This is a genomic window from Streptomyces sp. EDA2-14 (assembly GCF_054963755.1).
In genome coordinates this window covers 214,134-229,909 of record NZ_JBUEGE010000007.1, presented here as the reverse complement: position 1 = coordinate 229,909, position 15,776 = coordinate 214,134, and the positions used below count along the sequence as shown (strand labels likewise).

At 72.3% G+C, this 15,776-nt stretch carries 20 protein-coding genes; 4 read left to right on the top strand and 16 right to left on the bottom strand.

All coding sequences use genetic code 11. The features are described 5' to 3' along the window. Positions 1–58 precede the first annotated feature (58 nt). On the bottom strand, positions 59–523 hold the full coding sequence (locus ACY34M_RS20360; protein ID WP_462722247.1) for a MarR family transcriptional regulator: 465 nt from the start codon (positions 521–523) through the stop codon (positions 59–61). A gap of 135 nt (positions 524–658) precedes the next feature. Continuing rightward, positions 659–1,168 (bottom strand): peptide-methionine (S)-S-oxide reductase MsrA, encoded by a 510-nt coding sequence (gene msrA, locus ACY34M_RS20355; RefSeq protein ID WP_462722248.1) that lies wholly within the window; start codon positions 1,166–1,168, stop codon positions 659–661. A 249-nt stretch (positions 1,169–1,417) separates the two neighbouring features. On the opposite strand from msrA, the gene ACY34M_RS20350 reads away from it, so the two are divergent. Further along, positions 1,418–2,782 carry an FAD-dependent oxidoreductase gene (locus ACY34M_RS20350; protein ID WP_462722249.1) on the top strand — a complete coding sequence of 455 codons (1,365 nt, stop codon included), beginning with the start codon at positions 1,418–1,420 and terminating at the stop codon, positions 2,780–2,782. A 151-nt stretch (positions 2,783–2,933) separates the two neighbouring features. Beyond that, complete coding sequence (locus ACY34M_RS20345) at positions 2,934–3,350, top strand: 5-carboxymethyl-2-hydroxymuconate Delta-isomerase (protein ID WP_462722250.1); 417 nt, start codon at positions 2,934–2,936, stop codon at positions 3,348–3,350. On the opposite strand, the gene ACY34M_RS20340 is transcribed toward ACY34M_RS20345, so the two are convergent. The 10 genes from ACY34M_RS20340 to ACY34M_RS20295 all read right to left on the bottom strand — a co-directional run bounded on the left by ACY34M_RS20340 (position 3,347) and on the right by ACY34M_RS20295 (position 10,751). Next, positions 3,347–4,744, bottom strand: a complete 1,398-nt coding sequence (locus ACY34M_RS20340) for an FG-GAP-like repeat-containing protein (protein WP_462722251.1) — start codon at positions 4,742–4,744, stop codon at positions 3,347–3,349. The genes ACY34M_RS20345 and ACY34M_RS20340 overlap by 4 nt on opposite strands. 94 nt (positions 4,745–4,838) lie before the next feature. After that, the gene (locus ACY34M_RS20335; protein ID WP_462722252.1) at positions 4,839–5,435 is read right to left on the bottom strand and encodes a bifunctional 4-hydroxy-2-oxoglutarate aldolase/2-dehydro-3-deoxy-phosphogluconate aldolase; all 597 of its coding nucleotides are present in this window, start codon (positions 5,433–5,435) and stop codon (positions 4,839–4,841) included. Positions 5,436–5,464: 29 nt separating this feature from the next. Beyond that, the gene (locus ACY34M_RS20330) at positions 5,465–5,728 is read right to left on the bottom strand and encodes an HPr family phosphocarrier protein (RefSeq protein ID WP_356382578.1); all 264 of its coding nucleotides are present in this window, start codon (positions 5,726–5,728) and stop codon (positions 5,465–5,467) included. Next, positions 5,725–6,825: a DgaE family pyridoxal phosphate-dependent ammonia lyase gene (locus ACY34M_RS20325; protein WP_462722253.1), complete on the bottom strand. Its 1,101-nt coding sequence runs from the start codon at positions 6,823–6,825 to the stop codon at positions 5,725–5,727. Before ACY34M_RS20325 ends, ACY34M_RS20330 begins: the two co-directional genes overlap by 4 nt. 47 nt (positions 6,826–6,872) lie before the next feature. Beyond that, positions 6,873–7,610: a DUF4310 family protein gene (locus tag ACY34M_RS20320; RefSeq protein WP_462722254.1), complete on the bottom strand. Its 738-nt coding sequence runs from the start codon at positions 7,608–7,610 to the stop codon at positions 6,873–6,875. Between the two features lie 13 nt (positions 7,611–7,623). Then, positions 7,624–8,412: a DUF4311 domain-containing protein gene (locus ACY34M_RS20315; RefSeq protein WP_462722255.1), complete on the bottom strand. Its 789-nt coding sequence runs from the start codon at positions 8,410–8,412 to the stop codon at positions 7,624–7,626. Between the two features lie 4 nt (positions 8,413–8,416). After that, a complete protein-coding gene (locus ACY34M_RS20310) occupies positions 8,417–8,752 on the bottom strand; it encodes a DUF4312 family protein (protein ID WP_462722256.1) in 336 nt (111 codons plus the stop codon). Beyond that, entirely contained in the window at positions 8,749–9,117 is a 369-nt protein-coding gene (locus tag ACY34M_RS20305; RefSeq protein WP_462722257.1) for an SFCGS family glycine-rich protein, read from the bottom strand. Before ACY34M_RS20305 ends, ACY34M_RS20310 begins: the two co-directional genes overlap by 4 nt. 24 nt (positions 9,118–9,141) lie before the next feature. Continuing rightward, complete coding sequence (locus tag ACY34M_RS20300; protein WP_462722258.1) at positions 9,142–9,537, bottom strand: hypothetical protein; 396 nt, start codon at positions 9,535–9,537, stop codon at positions 9,142–9,144. Beyond that, positions 9,534–10,751, bottom strand: coding sequence for an amidohydrolase/deacetylase family metallohydrolase (locus ACY34M_RS20295; RefSeq protein ID WP_462722259.1), 1,218 nt, complete (start codon positions 10,749–10,751; stop codon positions 9,534–9,536). The genes ACY34M_RS20300 and ACY34M_RS20295 overlap by 4 nt, the downstream gene beginning before the upstream one ends. A 165-nt stretch (positions 10,752–10,916) precedes the next feature. On the opposite strand from ACY34M_RS20295, the gene ACY34M_RS20290 reads away from it, so the two are divergent. Next, entirely contained in the window at positions 10,917–11,663 is a 747-nt protein-coding gene (locus tag ACY34M_RS20290) for an IclR family transcriptional regulator (RefSeq protein WP_462722260.1), read from the top strand. 78 nt (positions 11,664–11,741) lie between these two features. Here ACY34M_RS20290 and ACY34M_RS20285 read toward each other — a convergent pair whose 3' ends face one another. The 3 genes from ACY34M_RS20285 to ACY34M_RS20275 form a co-directional block, all read right to left on the bottom strand. After that, positions 11,742–12,026 (bottom strand): hypothetical protein, encoded by a 285-nt coding sequence (locus ACY34M_RS20285; RefSeq protein WP_462722261.1) that lies wholly within the window; start codon positions 12,024–12,026, stop codon positions 11,742–11,744. 112 nt (positions 12,027–12,138) lie between these two features. Continuing rightward, complete coding sequence (locus tag ACY34M_RS20280; RefSeq protein WP_462722262.1) at positions 12,139–12,609, bottom strand: SsgA family sporulation/cell division regulator; 471 nt, start codon at positions 12,607–12,609, stop codon at positions 12,139–12,141. A gap of 287 nt (positions 12,610–12,896) precedes the next feature. Continuing rightward, entirely contained in the window at positions 12,897–13,103 is a 207-nt protein-coding gene (locus ACY34M_RS20275; protein WP_306321985.1) for a hypothetical protein, read from the bottom strand. A 124-nt stretch (positions 13,104–13,227) separates the two neighbouring features. Between ACY34M_RS20275 and ACY34M_RS20270 the strand changes: the two genes are divergently transcribed. Next, positions 13,228–13,701 (top strand): peroxiredoxin, encoded by a 474-nt coding sequence (locus ACY34M_RS20270; protein WP_462722263.1) that lies wholly within the window; start codon positions 13,228–13,230, stop codon positions 13,699–13,701. 20 nt (positions 13,702–13,721) lie between these two features. On the opposite strand, the gene ACY34M_RS20265 is transcribed toward ACY34M_RS20270, so the two are convergent. Then, complete coding sequence (locus ACY34M_RS20265; protein WP_462722264.1) at positions 13,722–15,776, bottom strand: iron ABC transporter permease; 2,055 nt, start codon at positions 15,774–15,776, stop codon at positions 13,722–13,724.

Below are 15,776 nucleotides of genomic sequence, written 5' to 3'. Positions count from 1 at the left end.
TGTGCTTCTCTTTCGCGACGTGTGGACGAGTGGGACGACGCGGGTGTGCACGACGCGGTCAGGGGCGCCGGTGCTGCTCCTGGATCGCGTGCGCGAGGGCGGGCAGGGCGAGGCGCACGGCGGCCTGCTCGGCCTCCGTCAGCTCTCCCACCAGTTCCTGGAGGGCCAGCTCCCGTTCGCGCCTGCGCTGCCGGAAGACGTCCATGCCGTGGTCGGTGACGTCGACGAGGACGCCCCGGCCGTCGCTGGTGTCGGCGGTGCGCCGGACGAGGCCCGCGCGTTCCATGCGGGTCACCAGCTGCGTCATGTTCGGCTGGGAGACGGCTTCCGCACGCGCCAGGTCGGTAAGGCGCTGCGGCCCTTCGCGGCCGAGCCGGGCGAGGGCGGCGGACGCCGCGGTGCTCAGGCCACCGGTGACGGCGCTCCTGCGCACGTGGCGGACCAGCAGCTCCACGGAGGCGATGAGGCTCTCCTCCTCGGCAGCGGCGGAGCCGTCGCCGAGGTCCATAACCCGCTTATGCATGTAGGCATCATGCATTTACGTGTACGCAGAAACAAGATGCCGCGAGGCTTCTTTTTCGCAGCGAACATGCCAAGCCCCGGACAAGGAAAACGGGCGCCGCTCCCCCTCAGGGAGCGACGCCCGCGATCCGGACGATCAGGCGGCCCGCTTCGGCAGCTTCCAGTTCGGCCGCGGGAAGTGGCAGGTGTACCCGTCCGGGTAGCGCTCCAGGTAGTCCTGGTGCTCCGGCTCGGCCTCCCAGAAGTCGCCGACCGGCTCCACCTCGGTCACGACCTTGCCGGGCCACAGACCGCTCGCGTCGACGTCCGCGATGGTGTCGAGAGCGACCCGGCGCTGCGCCTCGTCCGTGTAGTAGATCGCGGACCGGTAGCTGCGGCCCAGGTCGTTGCCCTGACGGTCCTTCGTCGTCGGGTCGTGGACCTGGAAGAAGAACTCGAGCAGATCGCGGTAGGTGACCACGGAGGGGTCATAGACGATCTCGATGGCCTCGGCGTGGTCGCCGTGGTTGCGGTACGTGGCGTTCGGCGTGTCACCGCCGGAGTACCCCACGCGCGTGGACTCCACGCCGGGCCGCTTGCGGATCAGGTCCTGCATTCCCCAGAAGCAGCCCCCCGCCAGCACTGCCCTCTCGGTCGACTCCGACATACGCCACTCCCTGCACTACCTGACACGACGAACAGATCCAACCAGTCCAACAGACGGCGACCCGCAGATCTTCCAGCTTAAGCCGATACCCTCAAGCGAAGCTATCGGACCCCATAAGGCAAGCTTATGTGCCCATAGACCGGACCCGCCTACTTTCTAAGGCTTGCCTTACTTTAGGCTTCCCTACAAGCACTCGTGGCCCGACCAGCACGCACGGACCATGGGAACCACTCGAAGGGAACCTGAAACATGCCTCGCCCCCTGAGGGTCGCCATCGTCGGAGCCGGCCCCGCCGGCATCTACGCCGCCGACGCCCTGCTCAAGTCCGAAGCGGCCTCCGAGCCGGGGGTGTCCATCGACCTCTTCGAGCGCATGCCGGCCCCGTTCGGCCTGATCCGCTACGGCGTCGCGCCGGACCACCCGCGCATCAAGGGCATCGTGAAGGCCCTGCACCAGGTGCTCGACAAGCCGCAGATCCGCCTGTTCGGCAACGTCGACTACCCGCGGGACATCGACCTCGACGACCTGCGTGCCTTCTACGACGCGATCGTCTTCTCCACGGGTGCCACGGCCGACCGGGCGCTCGACATCCCCGGCATCGAGCTCGAGGGCTCCTACGGCGCCGCGGACTTCGTCTCCTGGTACGACGGCCACCCCGACGTCCCGCGCACCTGGCCGCTGGAGGCCGAGAAGGTCGCCGTCCTCGGCGTCGGCAACGTCGCGCTCGACGTCGCGCGCGTGCTCGCGAAGACCGCGGACGAGCTGCTGCCCACGGAGATCCCGGCCAACGTCTACGAGGGCCTGAAGGCGAACAAGGCCCTGGAGGTCCACGTCTTCGGCCGTCGTGGCCCCGCGCAGGCGAAGTTCAGCCCCATGGAGCTGCGCGAGCTGGACCACTCGCCGTCCATCGAGGTCATCGTCAATCCCGAGGACATCGACTACGACGAGGGCTCCATCGCCGCCCGCCGCAGCGAGAAGCAGACCGACATGGTCGCCAAGACGCTGGAGAACTGGGCGATCCGCGACGAGGGCGACCGCCCGCACAAGCTGTTCCTGCACTTCTTCGAGTCGCCGACCGAGATCCTCGGTGAGGACGGCCGCGTCGTCGGTCTGCGCACCGAGCGCACCGAACTGGACGGCACCGGCAACGTCAAGGGCACCGGAAACTTCACGGACTGGGACCTCGGCGCCGTCTACCGCGCGGTGGGCTACCTCTCCGACGAACTGCCCAAGCTCCCCTGGGACATCAAGTCCGGCACCGTCCCGGACGAGGGCGGCCGCGTCATCCAGGAGAACGGCGAGCACCTGCAGTCGACGTACGTGACCGGCTGGATCCGGCGCGGTCCCGTGGGCCTCATCGGGCACACCAAGGGCGACGCCAACGAGGCGATCGCGAACCTGCTCGCCGACCACTCGGAGGGCCGCCTGCAGACGCCGGTCTCCCCCACTCCGGAGGCCGTCGACGAGTTCCTCGGCGAGCGCGGCATCCGGTACACGACCTGGGACGGCTGGTACAAGCTGGACGCCGCCGAGAAGGCGCTCGGAGAGCCGCACGGCCGCGAGCGCGTGAAGATCGTGGAGCGTGCGGAAATGCTGGACGCCAGCGAGGCGTGACCCGCTGACGCACGACCTGACGGGTGAGGGCCCGGCCGCGTTCGGCCGGGCCCTCACCCGTACCCGCGCGTTCGAGGCACCACAGGTGACGGGCTAAAGTGGTGCACGGATAGATGTAAAGCCCACCCACCTTGTCCGCCGCGGAGGCGCCGTGCCTCAGATCACCGTCGACTACTCGCCCCGACTCACCGACACCCTCGACAGGGCCGCCCTCGCCAAGGAGCTGCACGCCCTCGTCGTGGAGGGGTCCGGTTCGCGCGGCACCTGCAAGACGTTTTTCCGCGCCGCCACCGAGACGTACGTCGTCGGCAGCGAGCACGACGACGTGCCGGTCGTGCACGTGGAGGTGGCGCTGCTTCCGGGGCGCAGCGAGCGGACCATGACGCGCCTGTCGCAGCGGATCCTGGCGCTGCTCCTGGAGCACGTCGGCGCGGACGCGGGCGACGACGTGGTGTGCTCGGTCGAGGTGCGTCCCCTCGCGGCGTACAGCCTCTATCCGACCCGCCGCGAGTTCAGCGCCAGGACCGGCACCCGCCCCGAGCGGAACGGGTGCAGGCCGGCCGCCTAGGGCTCGTGTGGCGGCTCCGCCGGGCGCTGTGCCGCCTTCCTGACATCGAACGACTCCAGCCGTCTGCCCGAGCCGTCGACCACCCGCCAGGCGTGGCCCTGCGCAAGAACCAGTTCGTCGCGCCCGTCGCCGTCGATGTCGGCGGCGGTCTTCAGGCGGCCCGCCCCCGGCAAGCGGTGCCACGGCCGGGTGCCGAGGCCCGCCGATCCGCCGCGCAGTACGTCGACGCGGTCGTGCCCGCCCACCCGGTCGTCGTCGCTGCGCACGGCGAGGTCGTCGCAGCCGTCGCCGTTGACGTCGGCGGCCATCAGGTCGATGCCGAAGCCGCCCTTGCGGACCCCGCCGTCGAAGACGACCGGGGCCTCGGGGGCCTTGCCGTAACGGACCGTCACCTTGCCCTTGCGGTCGCGGGGCGCGAACTCGTCGTCCATCGGGACGCCGCTGTCCCCCAGCGCGATGTCGGGCCGGCCGTCGCCGTCGAAGTCGCCGACGGCCACGTTCTCGCCGCTCGGCAGCGCCTCGGGACGCGCGGCGAGGCCGTTCGCGGTGCCGGCCCCGCCGGCCAGCAGCCGAAGGTGCCTGGCCTCTCCCGGCTTGTAGATCAGCAGATCGGTGATCCGGTCCCCGGTCAGGTCCGCCGCGAGAAGCCGCAGGCCGACCACGGCGTCGTGGGCGTCGGTGTACGGGTCGGTGCGGTCGCTGATCCGCGCGGGCTTGCCGCTGCGGGTGAACGGGCCGTTCAGGACCACGAGGTGACGCTTGTGCAGGCCGGTGCGGTAGGTGGCCAGGTCGGTGTGGCCGTCGCCGTCGAAGTCGCCTGCCACCGGGGTGTCCAGGTAGCTGTAGTTGCCCTTGCTGATCTCCACCGGACGACTCTTGTCCCTGTGTGGCAGCGCGATGCGCGCGGGCGCCCGCTCAGGTTTCGGGCCGTGCGGTCCGCCCCACTGCACATGGGCGCTGCCGCCCGCCACGAGGTCGAGGTGGCCGTCGCCGTCCAGGTCGGCGAGGACCGGCGGTGACTCGCCGTCGGTCATCGCGTCGTGTTCGGGCAGGTCGAGGTCCGTGGGCGTGAACACCGTGCGGCGGTCTGCCCGCGGGCCCTGCGGCGAACCGTGCAGGAGGGCGATCCGGCCGGTCTGGTAGACGTCCCCGTTGCTCGCCGGTACACCGAGCGCCAGGTCCGGGTGGCCGTCGCCGTCGACGTCGGGGGCGGGCCTGCCCGAGTGCTTCGCGGTCGCCGGCGACGCCTCGCAGGCGCTGTCCGGGACCGGCAGGTAGCCCTCCTGGTGACGGGCGCCCGTGGCGGTGCCCAGGAGCAGCGCGGTGGCGAGCAGGCAGATGCCCCGTCGCCACCGCGGTCCGCCTCGGGACGGCGTGTCCGGCTCGTGTGTCATGGGGCCACTAGAACGGATGTACTCGCCCGGTATCCAGTGCGGAGATCGCTCTGTTACGCCCATGCGACATCGGCGTCGCACTTCTGCGCGTCCGTCAGTGCGCGATGCGTTCCTTCAGCCGCGCCACGTTGGCCGGTACGTCGCCCCGTGTGAGGTCGCTGCCGATGCTCACCGTGAAGGCGCCCGCGGCGAGCCATGTGTCGGCGTCGTCCACGCTCACCCCGCCTGTCGCCATGATCCGGGCGCCCGGCAGCACGGACAGCACCGACTTCAGGTAGCCGATGCCCCCGACGTGCGCGGGGAACAGCTTGGCGACGCCCCGGTCCGCCGCGACCCGCAGTTCACTCGGGGTGAGGCCGCCCTCGACCAGGAGCCGCCCGGCGGCGTCCGCCACGGGGCGTACCTCCGGCACCTGGAACGGGCTCACCAGGAAGTCCGCCCCGGCCGCCAGCGCGCGTTCGGCGATGTCGGACGAGGTGACGGTGCCGAGGCCGAGTGTCACCTCCGGGAACTCCTTCGACCACGCGCCCACCAGGCCCTCCCAGCCGGGCGTGGTGGCGGTGAACTCGAAGGCCGTGAGGCCGCATTGGACGAGGGTGCGGGCCATCGCGTCGGCGGCGTCCGCGTCGGCCTCGCGCACGGTCGGGGTGGCGCGCGCGGTGCGCAGCGCGTCGATGACATCGGCGTGCATGGTGGGCTCCGGTCGGGTGTGTGCGGCTGTCATGCCGGGGCCGCGATCTCGGCGAGGGCGTCCAGGGTCGACTCGGCGTCGGCGCCGCGGGCGCGCAGCACGATGGCGTCGCCGCAGCGGATGTTGAGCGTCATGAGCGACAGGACGCTGCGGGCGGGGACCTCGTGGCCGTCGTCCCGTGCGACGGTGACATCGGCCGCGGCGCGGGCGGCGATCTGGGCGAAGGCGGTGGCGGGGCGGGCGTGCAGGCCCGCTTCCTCGGTGACCACGAGGCGGCGTTCGACGACGGTCATCGGTTGGCTCCGTCCAGCAGTGCGGTCAGCCGGTCCACCAGCTGTTCCTCTTCGTCGGGGTTCATGGGGCGGGGGTCGATCGCGAGGCGTCCCGTGACGGCGTGGTGGTCCCTCAGGTACACACCGTCGGCGGCGAGTTCGGCGGCGAGGCGGGTGGCGTCGCGGCCCGCGGCCCCGGGGTCGACGGTGAGTTCGGTGCGGTGGATGTCGCGGCCCGCCTCGTCGCTGACGACGCGGGTGGTGAGGCCCGGCAGGTGGGCGAGGCGGGCGGCGAGCTTCTCCATGCGGGGCCGGTGGCCGCCGCTCTGGGCGCTGCCGTACTCGCGCAGTGCCTGGACCAGACCGAAGAGGGTTTCCTTGCCGACCTTCATCGGGCGGGCGATGCCGCCGTACTGGGCCCGGCACGCGGCCATGTGCGCGGCGCTGCCGCAGATCATGCCGGAGGTGGGTCCGCCGACGGCCTTGCCGCCGCTGTAGACGACGAGGTCGGCGCCGAGGGCCGGCCAGCGGCGCAGTTCGCCCTCGGCCGCGGCGTCGACGATCACCGGCAGGTCGTGGGCGCGGGCCACCTCGACGGTCTCCTCCAGCGAGACCATGCCCTTCTGCACGGCGTGGTGGGACTGGACGTACAGGAGGGCCGCGGTGCGGGGGCCGATCGCGCCCGCGAGGTGGTCGGCGGCCACCTTGTTCGCGGAGCCGACCTCGACGGGCCGGCCGCCGCCGAGCGCGACCATCTGCCGTACGGGCGCCCCGAAGTGGACGGAGTGGCCGCGCGGCAGGATCACCTCGCAGGGCGCGTCGCCCGCGTCGGGCAGGGCTTCGATGCGGGACAGGTCGGTGCCCGCGATCACGGCGGCGACCGCGATGGCGACGCCGGATGCGGCGCCCGTCGTGGGGCAGCCGTCCTCGGTGCCGGTGGCGCGGCCGATCTCGCGGCCGACGGCGGCCATCAGGTCGTCCATGACGACGTGATGCCGGGCGGCCTCGCCCATCGCGGCGACGACGCCGTCGCTGAGGACGCTGCCGCCGAGTGCCGTCATCTTGCCGCTGGCGTTGATGGCGGGCGGTGTGCCCAGGTCATGGTGGAGAGATTGCACGCTGATTCCTCAAACCGGTGGGGCGGTCACTTGAACCGGTGGGACGGTCACTTGCCGGGGATCGGGAAGAAGAGGCCCGCGATCATCGCGCCGATGATGGCTCCGCCGGTCAGCGGCTTCTGCCACTTGTAGAAGAGGGCGGCGCCGACGGTCGAGCCGATGCCGACGGGCAGGGAGGCGGTGGCGGCGGAGATGATGACGAGCGGGCCCAGATAGCGTCCGGCGGAGTTGCCGGCGCCCATCATCACGTCGGCGCCGAACGTGGAGGTGCCACCCGTGGAGTTCACGGTGGCGCGCCGGATCGCGAGGATCGCGACGCCGATCAGTCCGCCGAGCAGGGCGCCCACCGGAATGGCGAGCCAGAAGTGCTCCAGCGGGGCGGTGAATCCGGCGCCGAGCAGCATGGCGGGGATGCCGATGCCGACGCCGGTCTGGAGGGATCCGCCGATGTCGAGGATGCCGACCATGGGCCCCTCGATGACGCGGGCGAACAGGAATCCCGCGCCGAAGGCGGCCGCGGCGCCGTAACTGCCGTTCTCCATGCCGGCCTTGAGCATGGAGGCGACCGCGACGTCGCTGAACACGCCGGTCCCGTACGTGTAGTAGAGCTGCGTACCGGTGAAGATGCCCGCGGCGAGGCAGGCCACGAAGACGGGGAAGGCCCATTCGGAGAGCCAGAAGCTGCCCTCGCCCGGCACCTTCGTGAGGAAGCCGCCCTTGGACCGCTGCTCGCCGGAGTTCTGCTCCGGTATGCCGCCGGTGGCGGCGGTGGATGTCTCGGTCATGTCGCTGGCCGCCTCACTCGGGCTTGGTGCCGGTCACGTCGTGGAAGTGCGTGAGCCACTGCGGGATGTGCACGTTCATCTGCTGGAGCAGGGTGACGTCGGCGCCGCGCAGCACGGTGCTGGCCGCGAAGAGCGCGAGCACGACGGCCGCGAGCGACTTGGTGACCTTCGTCCAGCCGAGGTCGTCGACGCCCTTGCCGATGACGATGCCGAGCACGATGCCGGGCACGGCGTTGCCCATCACGAGGTGGCCGAGTCCGCCGAGGACGGTGCCCCAGGCGCCGGTGCGCCTGCCCGCGTCGACGGCGGCCATCCAGAAGATGATCGGCATGACGGGGTTGATCAGCCACTCGGAGGCGGGACCCAGCACCTTCGCCGCGACGTCCTGCAGGGAGTGCGGGATGGAGGCGGCGGTGGTGTTGAGGAGCGTCACCAGGACCATGCCGACGACGGTGCCGGTGAGCGCCATCCGGCGGGGGTTGTGCAGGGTCTCGGCGAGCCTGCGGTTCTTGATCATCGCGACCGACGCCGTCCAGTGGGGGACGATGCGGTGGTCGACGTCGGAGGTGAGCGCGCCGGTGCCGACCGCGCTCGACCAGGCGTTGAACAGGAAGCCCAGCCCGAACGAGAAGTGCGCGACCGGGTCGTTCTGACAGGCGTTCAGCTCGCCGAGGGTGCGGAAGGCGCCCATGCCCTGGACCTTCGGCGCGTGGAACATGCGGGCCACGCCCGCGGAGGCGCCGAAGCCGATCAGTCCGCCGATGACGAGGGACTCCAGCAGGACGGTGAGGGTCTCGTTCATCGGGTCACCTCATGTGCAGGGCGTGCTGGACCGGCGAGAGCCGCTCCTCGCGCACCGTGAAGTCGACGGATTCCAGGTCGAGGGAGGCCACCTGCACCTCGACCCGCAAGGTGAGTTCGAAGCGGCGCCGGGTGCGGGGGAAGAGGAGTCCGAGGAACCGCTCCGTCCAGCGGTGTTCCACCGCGGAGACGATGTCGAGTTCGAGGGGCTCGACGCGGAAGCACACGCCGTCGGTCTTCTTGTCGACGGCGGACTGCACCTGACCGATGGCGGTGGCGAAGGCCTTGTCCCTGGTGGGCCCGGAGCCGGTGAGCCGCAGGGTGTGGCGGGTCTGTTTCACGAGGCGTTCTCCCCGAGCTTCTTGAGCAGTGCCTCGGTGACCTTGAAGCCCAGTTCCTCGCTGTCGAGGAAGCCGAAGCCGAGAACCGTGCGGCCCTGCTGGACGGCGGTCACCCCGGCCTGCGCCGAGCGCATGCCGAACTCGATCTCGTGGCCGTACTTGGCCTTGGCGGTCACCGCTCCGGCCCCGCCGCTGCCGCAGAACGAGATGCCGAGCGCGGCGCCCTCCGCGGCCATCACGTCGCCGACCTTCATGTCGGCGCCGGGGCCCGCGATCAGGACGGGCTCGCCGCCCGCGGCCCGTACGCCGTCGGCGACGGCCTGGCCCTTGCCGAGCCGGTGTCCGATCACGATCTTCACTGTCATGGCGGTGCTCCTTGGTGTGTGGGATCAGGCCTGCGGGGTGGACTGGTGCTGGAGCTGTGCCGCCGCCTCGAAGTGCAGGGCGAGCAGCAGGACTTCGGTGTCACCCGCGAGGAATTCGCGGGGCGCGCAGTAGGTGTCGACGAGGGTGCGGGCGGCGGCGATGCGGTCGGCGCCCAGTTCGCCGGCGAGTTCGGGGTCGAGCGGGTCGAGATGTTCGATGTCACGCACCCGGCGGACGAACGCGAGTGCGTGCACGGCGAGGGCGAGCATCCGTGTCTCGTCGAAGACGATCCCGGCGACCTGCGCGTGGGCCCGCGCGAGCGGCAGGAACTCCGCCAGGTCGGTCCGGTCCTCGTCGGTGACGGGCTGCGTGGTGTCCTGGACGGCCGTGGCGAGCCGTTCGATCAGGGGCGTGCTCATTCACGGGCCTCTCGGTGGTTCGGTGGAGCGGTCGGTGGGTGGGGCCCCGGCGGTCGGCCGGTGGGGGCCGCGATGGCGTGCGGGCGTCCCGCACGCACCGTCGCGACCGCCTCCAGGCGGGTGTCGGCGGTCCGTGTGTCGCCCTCGGCGTCGGTCAGCGGGAGGGGGCCGTCGGTGAGCCGCATGAGTGTCAGATCGGCGGCGCCGCCGACCTGCAGGGTGCCCAGTTCGCCCTCCATGCCGAGGACTTGTGCGGGGTGGAGCGTCGCGCACCGGATCACCTCGTGCGGCGGGAGGCCGAGCGCGAGCAGCTTGTTGAGCGTGGTGACGAGCGAGTGCACCGGTCCCCCGACATTGCCCACGTGCACGTCGGTGCTGATGGTGTACGGGGTGAAGCCGGCGGCGAGGGCCCGTTCGGCGGTGGCGAACGCGAGGCTGGCGCTGCCGTGTCCGACGTCGAGGCGGACGCCGCGGGCCACGGCCCGGCGCGCGGCGTCCTCGCTGCCGAACAGGCCGCCGGGTTTTCCGTGGAAGGCGTGGGTGACGACGTCGCCCGCCCCGAGCAGGTCCAGTACGTCGGCGAGGTGCGGCGGTTCGTTGCCGACGTGCACCATCACCGGCCGGTCCACCCGCGTGGCGATCCGCTTCGCGGCCCGCAGCGGCGCGAGGCCGCTGTCTCCGAGGACCGACGCGCTCATCCGCACCTTGATGCCGTGCACCCGGTCGGGGCGCTCGCGCAGCAGCTTCTCGGTGGCGGCCTCGTCGATGTCGGCGGCGCCGCCCGCGAGTTCGGTGCGGCCGTGGACCAGTCCGTGCCGGGAGATGTTCAGCCAGCTCAGGACGCGGGTCTCGGCAACCTCGACAACGTTTTCCGCGAAGTCGTCCCAGTGGTCGCTGCCGCAACTGCCCGCGTCCACGAGGGTGGTGACCCCCTGCTCGACGCCGACCGCGTCGGCGGGTACGCCGAGCGAGGTGCGGGGCGCGTAGACGTGGGAGTGGAGGTCGATCAGGCCGGGTGCCACGAGCAGTCCCGCGGCGTCCACGCGCTGTTCGGCGGCGAGTGTGCCCGGCTCCCCCGTCGCGACGATCCGGCCGTCGCGCACCGCGAGGTCACCGGCGACGGGCTCCGGGCGCAGCGGGTCGGCCAACAGGCCGCCGGTGACGACGAGATCGAATCGTTGCGGGTTCTCGGACGGAGCTGTGTGCACAGCCATGGACGGCGACCTTTCCCCAGCATGAGAGTGGTGCGTAAGGCGACGGGCGCGGCGGAGCGCGGCAGGACGTGCCGCTTCTTCGGACCCGAGGTGTTCCGTAGAGTAGAATGACGTTCCGCTCGGCGGATCGAGTGGAAACATAGCCCGCGTCTCCTCGGAGGGTCAATGGAACCGAGCAAGCCCGCGAATTCCGTCGTCAAGGCACTTCGAGTGCTGCACGCGGTGGCGCGTGCCGACGGACCGCACCGGCTCGGCGACATCGCGGAGCGCTCCGGCGTCTCCAAGGCCAGCACGCACCGGGTGCTGGCCACCCTCGTCGAGGAGGGGTACGCGGCCGCCGACGGCGAGGGCCGCTACGGCTGCGGCAACCAACTGCGCGCGATGGCCGCGCAGGTCCTCGCCGACGACGCGGTCGGCATCGACGCCGTGCTACGCGCCCTGCAGCAGCGGCTCGGCCAGGCCGTGCATCTGGCGGTGCCGAGCGGGGACCACGCGACGTACACGCACAAGGTCGACCCCGGTCACGCCTACCGGATCGCCACCGACGTCGGCGCCCCGCTGCCGTTGCACGCCAGCGCCGCGGGCAAGGCGCTCCTGGCCCATCTGCCGGCCGACGAGGCCGCAGCCGTCCTCGACCGCACGGGGCTGCCCGCCCGCACTCCGCACACCCACACCGACCGCGCGGCGCTCGGCAAGGAGCTGGCCGCGATCCGCGAGGCCGGGTACGCCACCGACTACGAGGAGGCGGACGCGTCGATCTGTTCGATCGCGGCCCCGGTCCTCGACGCGGACGGCACGCCGGTCGGCGCCGTCTCGGTCTCCTCGCTCACGTTCCTCGTCACCGAGGAGCAGCTCGCCGGGTTCGCCCCGGCCGTGCGGCAGGCGGCGCAGGACGTGTCCCGCCGCCTGTGACGACAGACCGGAGCCCCTCCACACCGGGTGTGGAGGGGCTCGTCGCGGTGGTGTCGTCGTCCGGCCGTCCTGCGGGGTTCAGGCGGTGCATCCGCACTGTCCGCAGCAGCCCAGCCAGCGGCGCAGGGTGGCGTGCACGGACTCGGGGAGCGCGCTGAGCCGCTCGATGGCCTCCGCGTCGCCGGGCGCGGGCGCGATGCCCGAAGCGGTGAGCACCGCGTGCAGCTCCAGTCGGCGCATGTCCCTCGGGTCCACCTGGCAGGGCATGCGGTGCGCCGGGTCCGGCGGGGCCAGCAGCCAGTCGGCCGCCCAGTCGGTGGCGCAGGTCTGCTCTTCGTCCAGCCCGGTCGTGATGGTCTGCATGCCGGCCTCCTTGGTGGCGTACGCCGTCGTCTTGCAGGCTGAGAGCCACGGGCGGCGTGCGCCGGTTGCGGGAGGGGCCGAGGATCACACGAAGGGCGCAATGCGCGGTTTATCACGCATTCGGGCCGCCCTCCGCAGGATCCCCGCCACCGAGCAGCCCTTCCAACTCCCGCTCCATGGCGCCCTGGTCGGCCTCCGAGCCGAACGGCACGAGGGCGTGGCTGCGCTCCAGATACGCGAGCAGTGTCCGGTGCCCCATCACGAAGCGAACGGGCCAACCCGCCCGCGCGCCGCGGATCTCGATCTCCACGCTGAGCGGTTCGCCCTCGCTCGCCAGGGGACGCACCGTGACGTCGCCGATGCCCGCCGTGCCGGTGAGCCCCGCGGAGAGCAGATCGCGGGACAGCGCCCAGCTCCCGCCGCGCGCCGCGGTCTCGGGCGCGACGATGCGGACGACGAGCGGATCGTCCGCGGAGTACCTCAACCGGACCTCGCACGCGAGCTGTTCACCGTCCGGGTAGGCGATGAATCCCGTTGCCAGCGCCTCCAGGCGCCCGTCCGTGTGCCTTTCGTCAGGGCTCACCCCGACCCACCCCATCCCTGCTGTCCCACCTGTGCGGGAGCGCTCCCCACTCCTTGCCCCACACCGGGCGACACCGCCCGGTACATGGGGTCGCCCGGCCCTTCATCGCTCCCGCCGGACTGTGCTGTCGCGTCATCGCCACACAAAGGCGACATCGCAAACCTTAGGCCAAAGGGCATACCTCAGCTGGCATATGCGCCAACCCCCGGGCGGCCTTCACAACCAGTTCGACGCGAGACGGTTCAAGGGCAGGAACGTTCGAGCGCGCCCGCTCCCCGCGACGCCTGTCAGACGTCGTCCTCCGCCCCGGGGAGGTGGGTGTCACCGTCCGACCAGTGGTTGATCCAGCCACAAGCGCCGCACGCGTAGCGGCCGTTGATGCCCGCCACCACTGTTCCGCAGCCACCGCACTGTTTCTCGGTGACCTGCTGTCCGGAGAGGAAGGCGGCAGCGGCCACCGCCGTCTCCACGTTCTGGTCATGCGACACGTCCATGAAATCGCCCCTACCCACCTGGCACCGCCTCAACATCCCCGCGGCACATTCTGTTCGGTGCACCCTACTGTCCGGTATACGTGGGGGTAACACACACGCCTGCCGCCGCACGCCTGGAGATCGCATGCCCACGTCCGCCCGCATTCAAGTCGGCTCGACCGTCGACGACTTCACGCTGCCCGACGAGACGGGGACGCCCACGACGCTGTCGTCCCTGCTCGCGGACGGACCGGTCGTGCTGTTCTTCTACCCGGCCGCGCTCACCCCCGGCTGCACGGCGGAGGCCTGCCACTTCCGGGACCTGGCGGCCGAGTTCGCGGCGGTCGGCGCGCGCCCGGTGGGGATCAGCTCCGACGCCGTCGAGCGGCAGCGGGAGTTCGCGGGGCGGCACACCCTCGGGTTCTCGCTGCTGTCCGACCCGGAGGGCGAGGTGCGCGGCCGGTTCGGGGTGGCGCGCGGCTTCGGTCCGCTGCCGACCAAGCGCGCCACGTTCGTGATCGGCACGGACCGGCGGGTGCTGGAGGTGGTCCGCAGCGAGTTCCGGATGAGCGCGCACGCGGACCGGGCGCTCGAGGTGCTGCGCGCGGCGGCCGGCTGAGCGGCCGCCGCGCCGGGGCGTCAGCGGCGCCCGCGCACCAGCAGGTACACGAAGTACGGCGTGCCGACGACGGCCGTCATCAGGCCCGCGCCCAGCTGGGCGGGGGCGATCACGGTGCGGCCCAGCAGGTCCGCGACGCAGACCAGCGCGGCGCCGAGGAGCATCGCGACGGGCACGACACGCACATGTCTGCGCCCCACCAGGGCGCGGGCCGCGTGCGGTGCCACCAGGCCGACGAAGCCGATGGTGCCCGCGGCGGCGACCGCCGTCGCGCTGAGCACCACGCTGAGCAGCAGAAAGCCGAGGCGTCCGCGCGCGAGGTCGAGGCCGAGCAGGCGCGGCGTGTCCGCGTCGAGGGAGACGAGGTCGAGTTCCCTGCGCCGGACGACGGCGAGCACCGCGGCGACGACGAGCACGGCCGCGACCGGCACGAGGTCCGGGAAGCTGCGCCCGTACGTCGATCCCGACAGCCACACCAGGGCCTTGGTCGCGCTGAACCGGTCGGTGAGCACGATCAGGAGGCTGATCAGGGCGGCCGTCCCCGACGCCGTGCCGACGCCGACCAGGACGAGCCGGCTCTGCTGGAAGCCGCCCTTGGCCGAGAGCCCGAACACGATGGCGGCCGTGACACCCGCACCGGCGAACGCCGCCGCGGCGATGGACCACGACCCGGCGCCGGGCATGGTGGTGACCAGCAGGACCGCGCCGAGCGCCGCGCCGCCGGACACCCCGAGGACACCGGGTTCCGCGAGCGGGTTGCGGGTCACCGACTGCACGAGGGTGCCGGACAGAGCGAGCGCCGCGCCCGCGCACAGCGCCGCGAGGACGCGCGGCACCCGGGTGTCGAGGACGAACGTGATGGCCTGCTCCGCCTGCCCGCGGGTCCAGTTGGCGACGTCGCCGAGGAGCAGGGTGCTGTCGCCGAGGAGGACACCACCGATGGTCACGCCGACGGTTACGGCCACGAGCGCGACCACGGTGACCGCGAAGACCTTCCGGCTCGGTATGCGCATCCGGTCCGGTGGCGCGGCGGCGTCCCCGTCGCGCAGCCGCAGCGCCATCACGACCAGGAACACCGCGCCGACGACGCTGGTGACCACGCCCGTCGGCACGGTGACCGCGACCTGTGCGGACGTCACGACACGCAGCAGCAGGTCGGAGCCGAGCACGAGCGCGGCGCCGACGAGTCCGGCCACCGGGATCCGCACCCGGTGCCGTACGAGCGCGCGCACCCGGCGGGCGAGCGGCCTGACCAGGGCCGGGGCGCACAGGCCGACGAAGCCGATCGGCCCGGCCAGGGTGACCGCGGCCGCCGACAGGAGCGCGGCGAGCACGACCGCGGTGACGCGGGTGCCGCGCACCGGGATGCCGAGGCCGCGCGCCGCGTCGTCGCCCAGGGCGAGTCCGTCGACGCGGCGGGCGAGCAGCACCAGGCCGACGAGCGCGGCGAGGACGATCGGTGCCATGCGGGCGACGCCCGCGAAGCCGTTCTGGGCGATGCTGCCCTGGCCCCACTGGTAGAGGCCGTCGGTCTGTTCGGGGAAGAGCAGGAGCAGCGCCTCGGTGACGGCGTTGAGGCCGAGGGCGAGGGCACTGCCCGCGAGGACGAGGCGGACGGTGGTGGCGCCGCGCCCGGCGAGGGTGAGCACGACGGCCGCCGCGGCGAGCCCGCCGAGGAACGCGACCGCGGAGGACGTGAACACCGACGCGGTGACGCCGCTGGCCGTGAGCACGCCGAGCGCGAGGTACGAACCGGCGTTGACGGCGAGGGTGTCGGGCGAGGCGAGCACATTGCGGCTGACCGCCTGGAGCACGGCGCCCGCCGCACCCAGCGCCACGCCGACGAGCAGCCCGGCCACCATGCGGGGCAGCCGGGAGGCGACGACGACGGAGGCGTCGCCCGCCTCGGCGTGGCCGGTGAGGGCCTGCCACACCTGGCGGGCGCCGACGTCGGCCGTCCCGTAGGCGATGTCGGCGACGGCGAGCACGGCGACGAGGAGGACGAGCCCCGCCGTCACCGCGGCGCCGCCGAGCCGGGGCTGCGCGAGGGCGCGGGGTGGTGCGGTGACGGCCAC

Excerpts from the sequence above, each read along its gene's own strand:
- msrA (WP_462722248.1), bottom strand. The coding sequence starts at position 1,168 with ATGTCGGAGTCGACCGAGAGGGCAGTGCTGGCGGGGGGCTGCTTCTGG.
- ACY34M_RS20340 (WP_462722251.1), bottom strand. The coding sequence starts at position 4,744 with ATGACACACGAGCCGGACACGCCGTCCCGAGGCGGACCGCGGTGGCGA.
- ACY34M_RS20295 (WP_462722259.1), bottom strand. The coding sequence starts at position 10,751 with ATGGCTGTGCACACAGCTCCGTCCGAGAACCCGCAACGATTCGATCTC.
- ACY34M_RS20315 (WP_462722255.1), bottom strand. The coding sequence starts at position 8,412 with ATGAACGAGACCCTCACCGTCCTGCTGGAGTCCCTCGTCATCGGCGGA.
- ACY34M_RS20330 (WP_356382578.1), bottom strand. The coding sequence starts at position 5,728 with ATGACCGTCGTCGAACGCCGCCTCGTGGTCACCGAGGAAGCGGGCCTG.
- ACY34M_RS20275 (WP_306321985.1), bottom strand. The coding sequence starts at position 13,103 with ATGGACGTGTCGCATGACCAGAACGTGGAGACGGCGGTGGCCGCTGCC.
- ACY34M_RS20360 (WP_462722247.1), bottom strand. The coding sequence starts at position 523 with ATGCATAAGCGGGTTATGGACCTCGGCGACGGCTCCGCCGCTGCCGAG.
- ACY34M_RS20300 (WP_462722258.1), bottom strand. The coding sequence starts at position 9,537 with ATGAGCACGCCCCTGATCGAACGGCTCGCCACGGCCGTCCAGGACACC.
- ACY34M_RS20305 (WP_462722257.1), bottom strand. The coding sequence starts at position 9,117 with ATGACAGTGAAGATCGTGATCGGACACCGGCTCGGCAAGGGCCAGGCC.
- ACY34M_RS20350 (WP_462722249.1), top strand. The coding sequence starts at position 1,418 with ATGCCTCGCCCCCTGAGGGTCGCCATCGTCGGAGCCGGCCCCGCCGGC.
- ACY34M_RS20270 (WP_462722263.1), top strand. The coding sequence starts at position 13,228 with ATGCCCACGTCCGCCCGCATTCAAGTCGGCTCGACCGTCGACGACTTC.
- ACY34M_RS20320 (WP_462722254.1), bottom strand. The coding sequence starts at position 7,610 with ATGACCGAGACATCCACCGCCGCCACCGGCGGCATACCGGAGCAGAAC.
- ACY34M_RS20290 (WP_462722260.1), top strand. The coding sequence starts at position 10,917 with ATGGAACCGAGCAAGCCCGCGAATTCCGTCGTCAAGGCACTTCGAGTG.
- ACY34M_RS20335 (WP_462722252.1), bottom strand. The coding sequence starts at position 5,435 with ATGCACGCCGATGTCATCGACGCGCTGCGCACCGCGCGCGCCACCCCG.
- ACY34M_RS20285 (WP_462722261.1), bottom strand. The coding sequence starts at position 12,026 with ATGCAGACCATCACGACCGGGCTGGACGAAGAGCAGACCTGCGCCACC.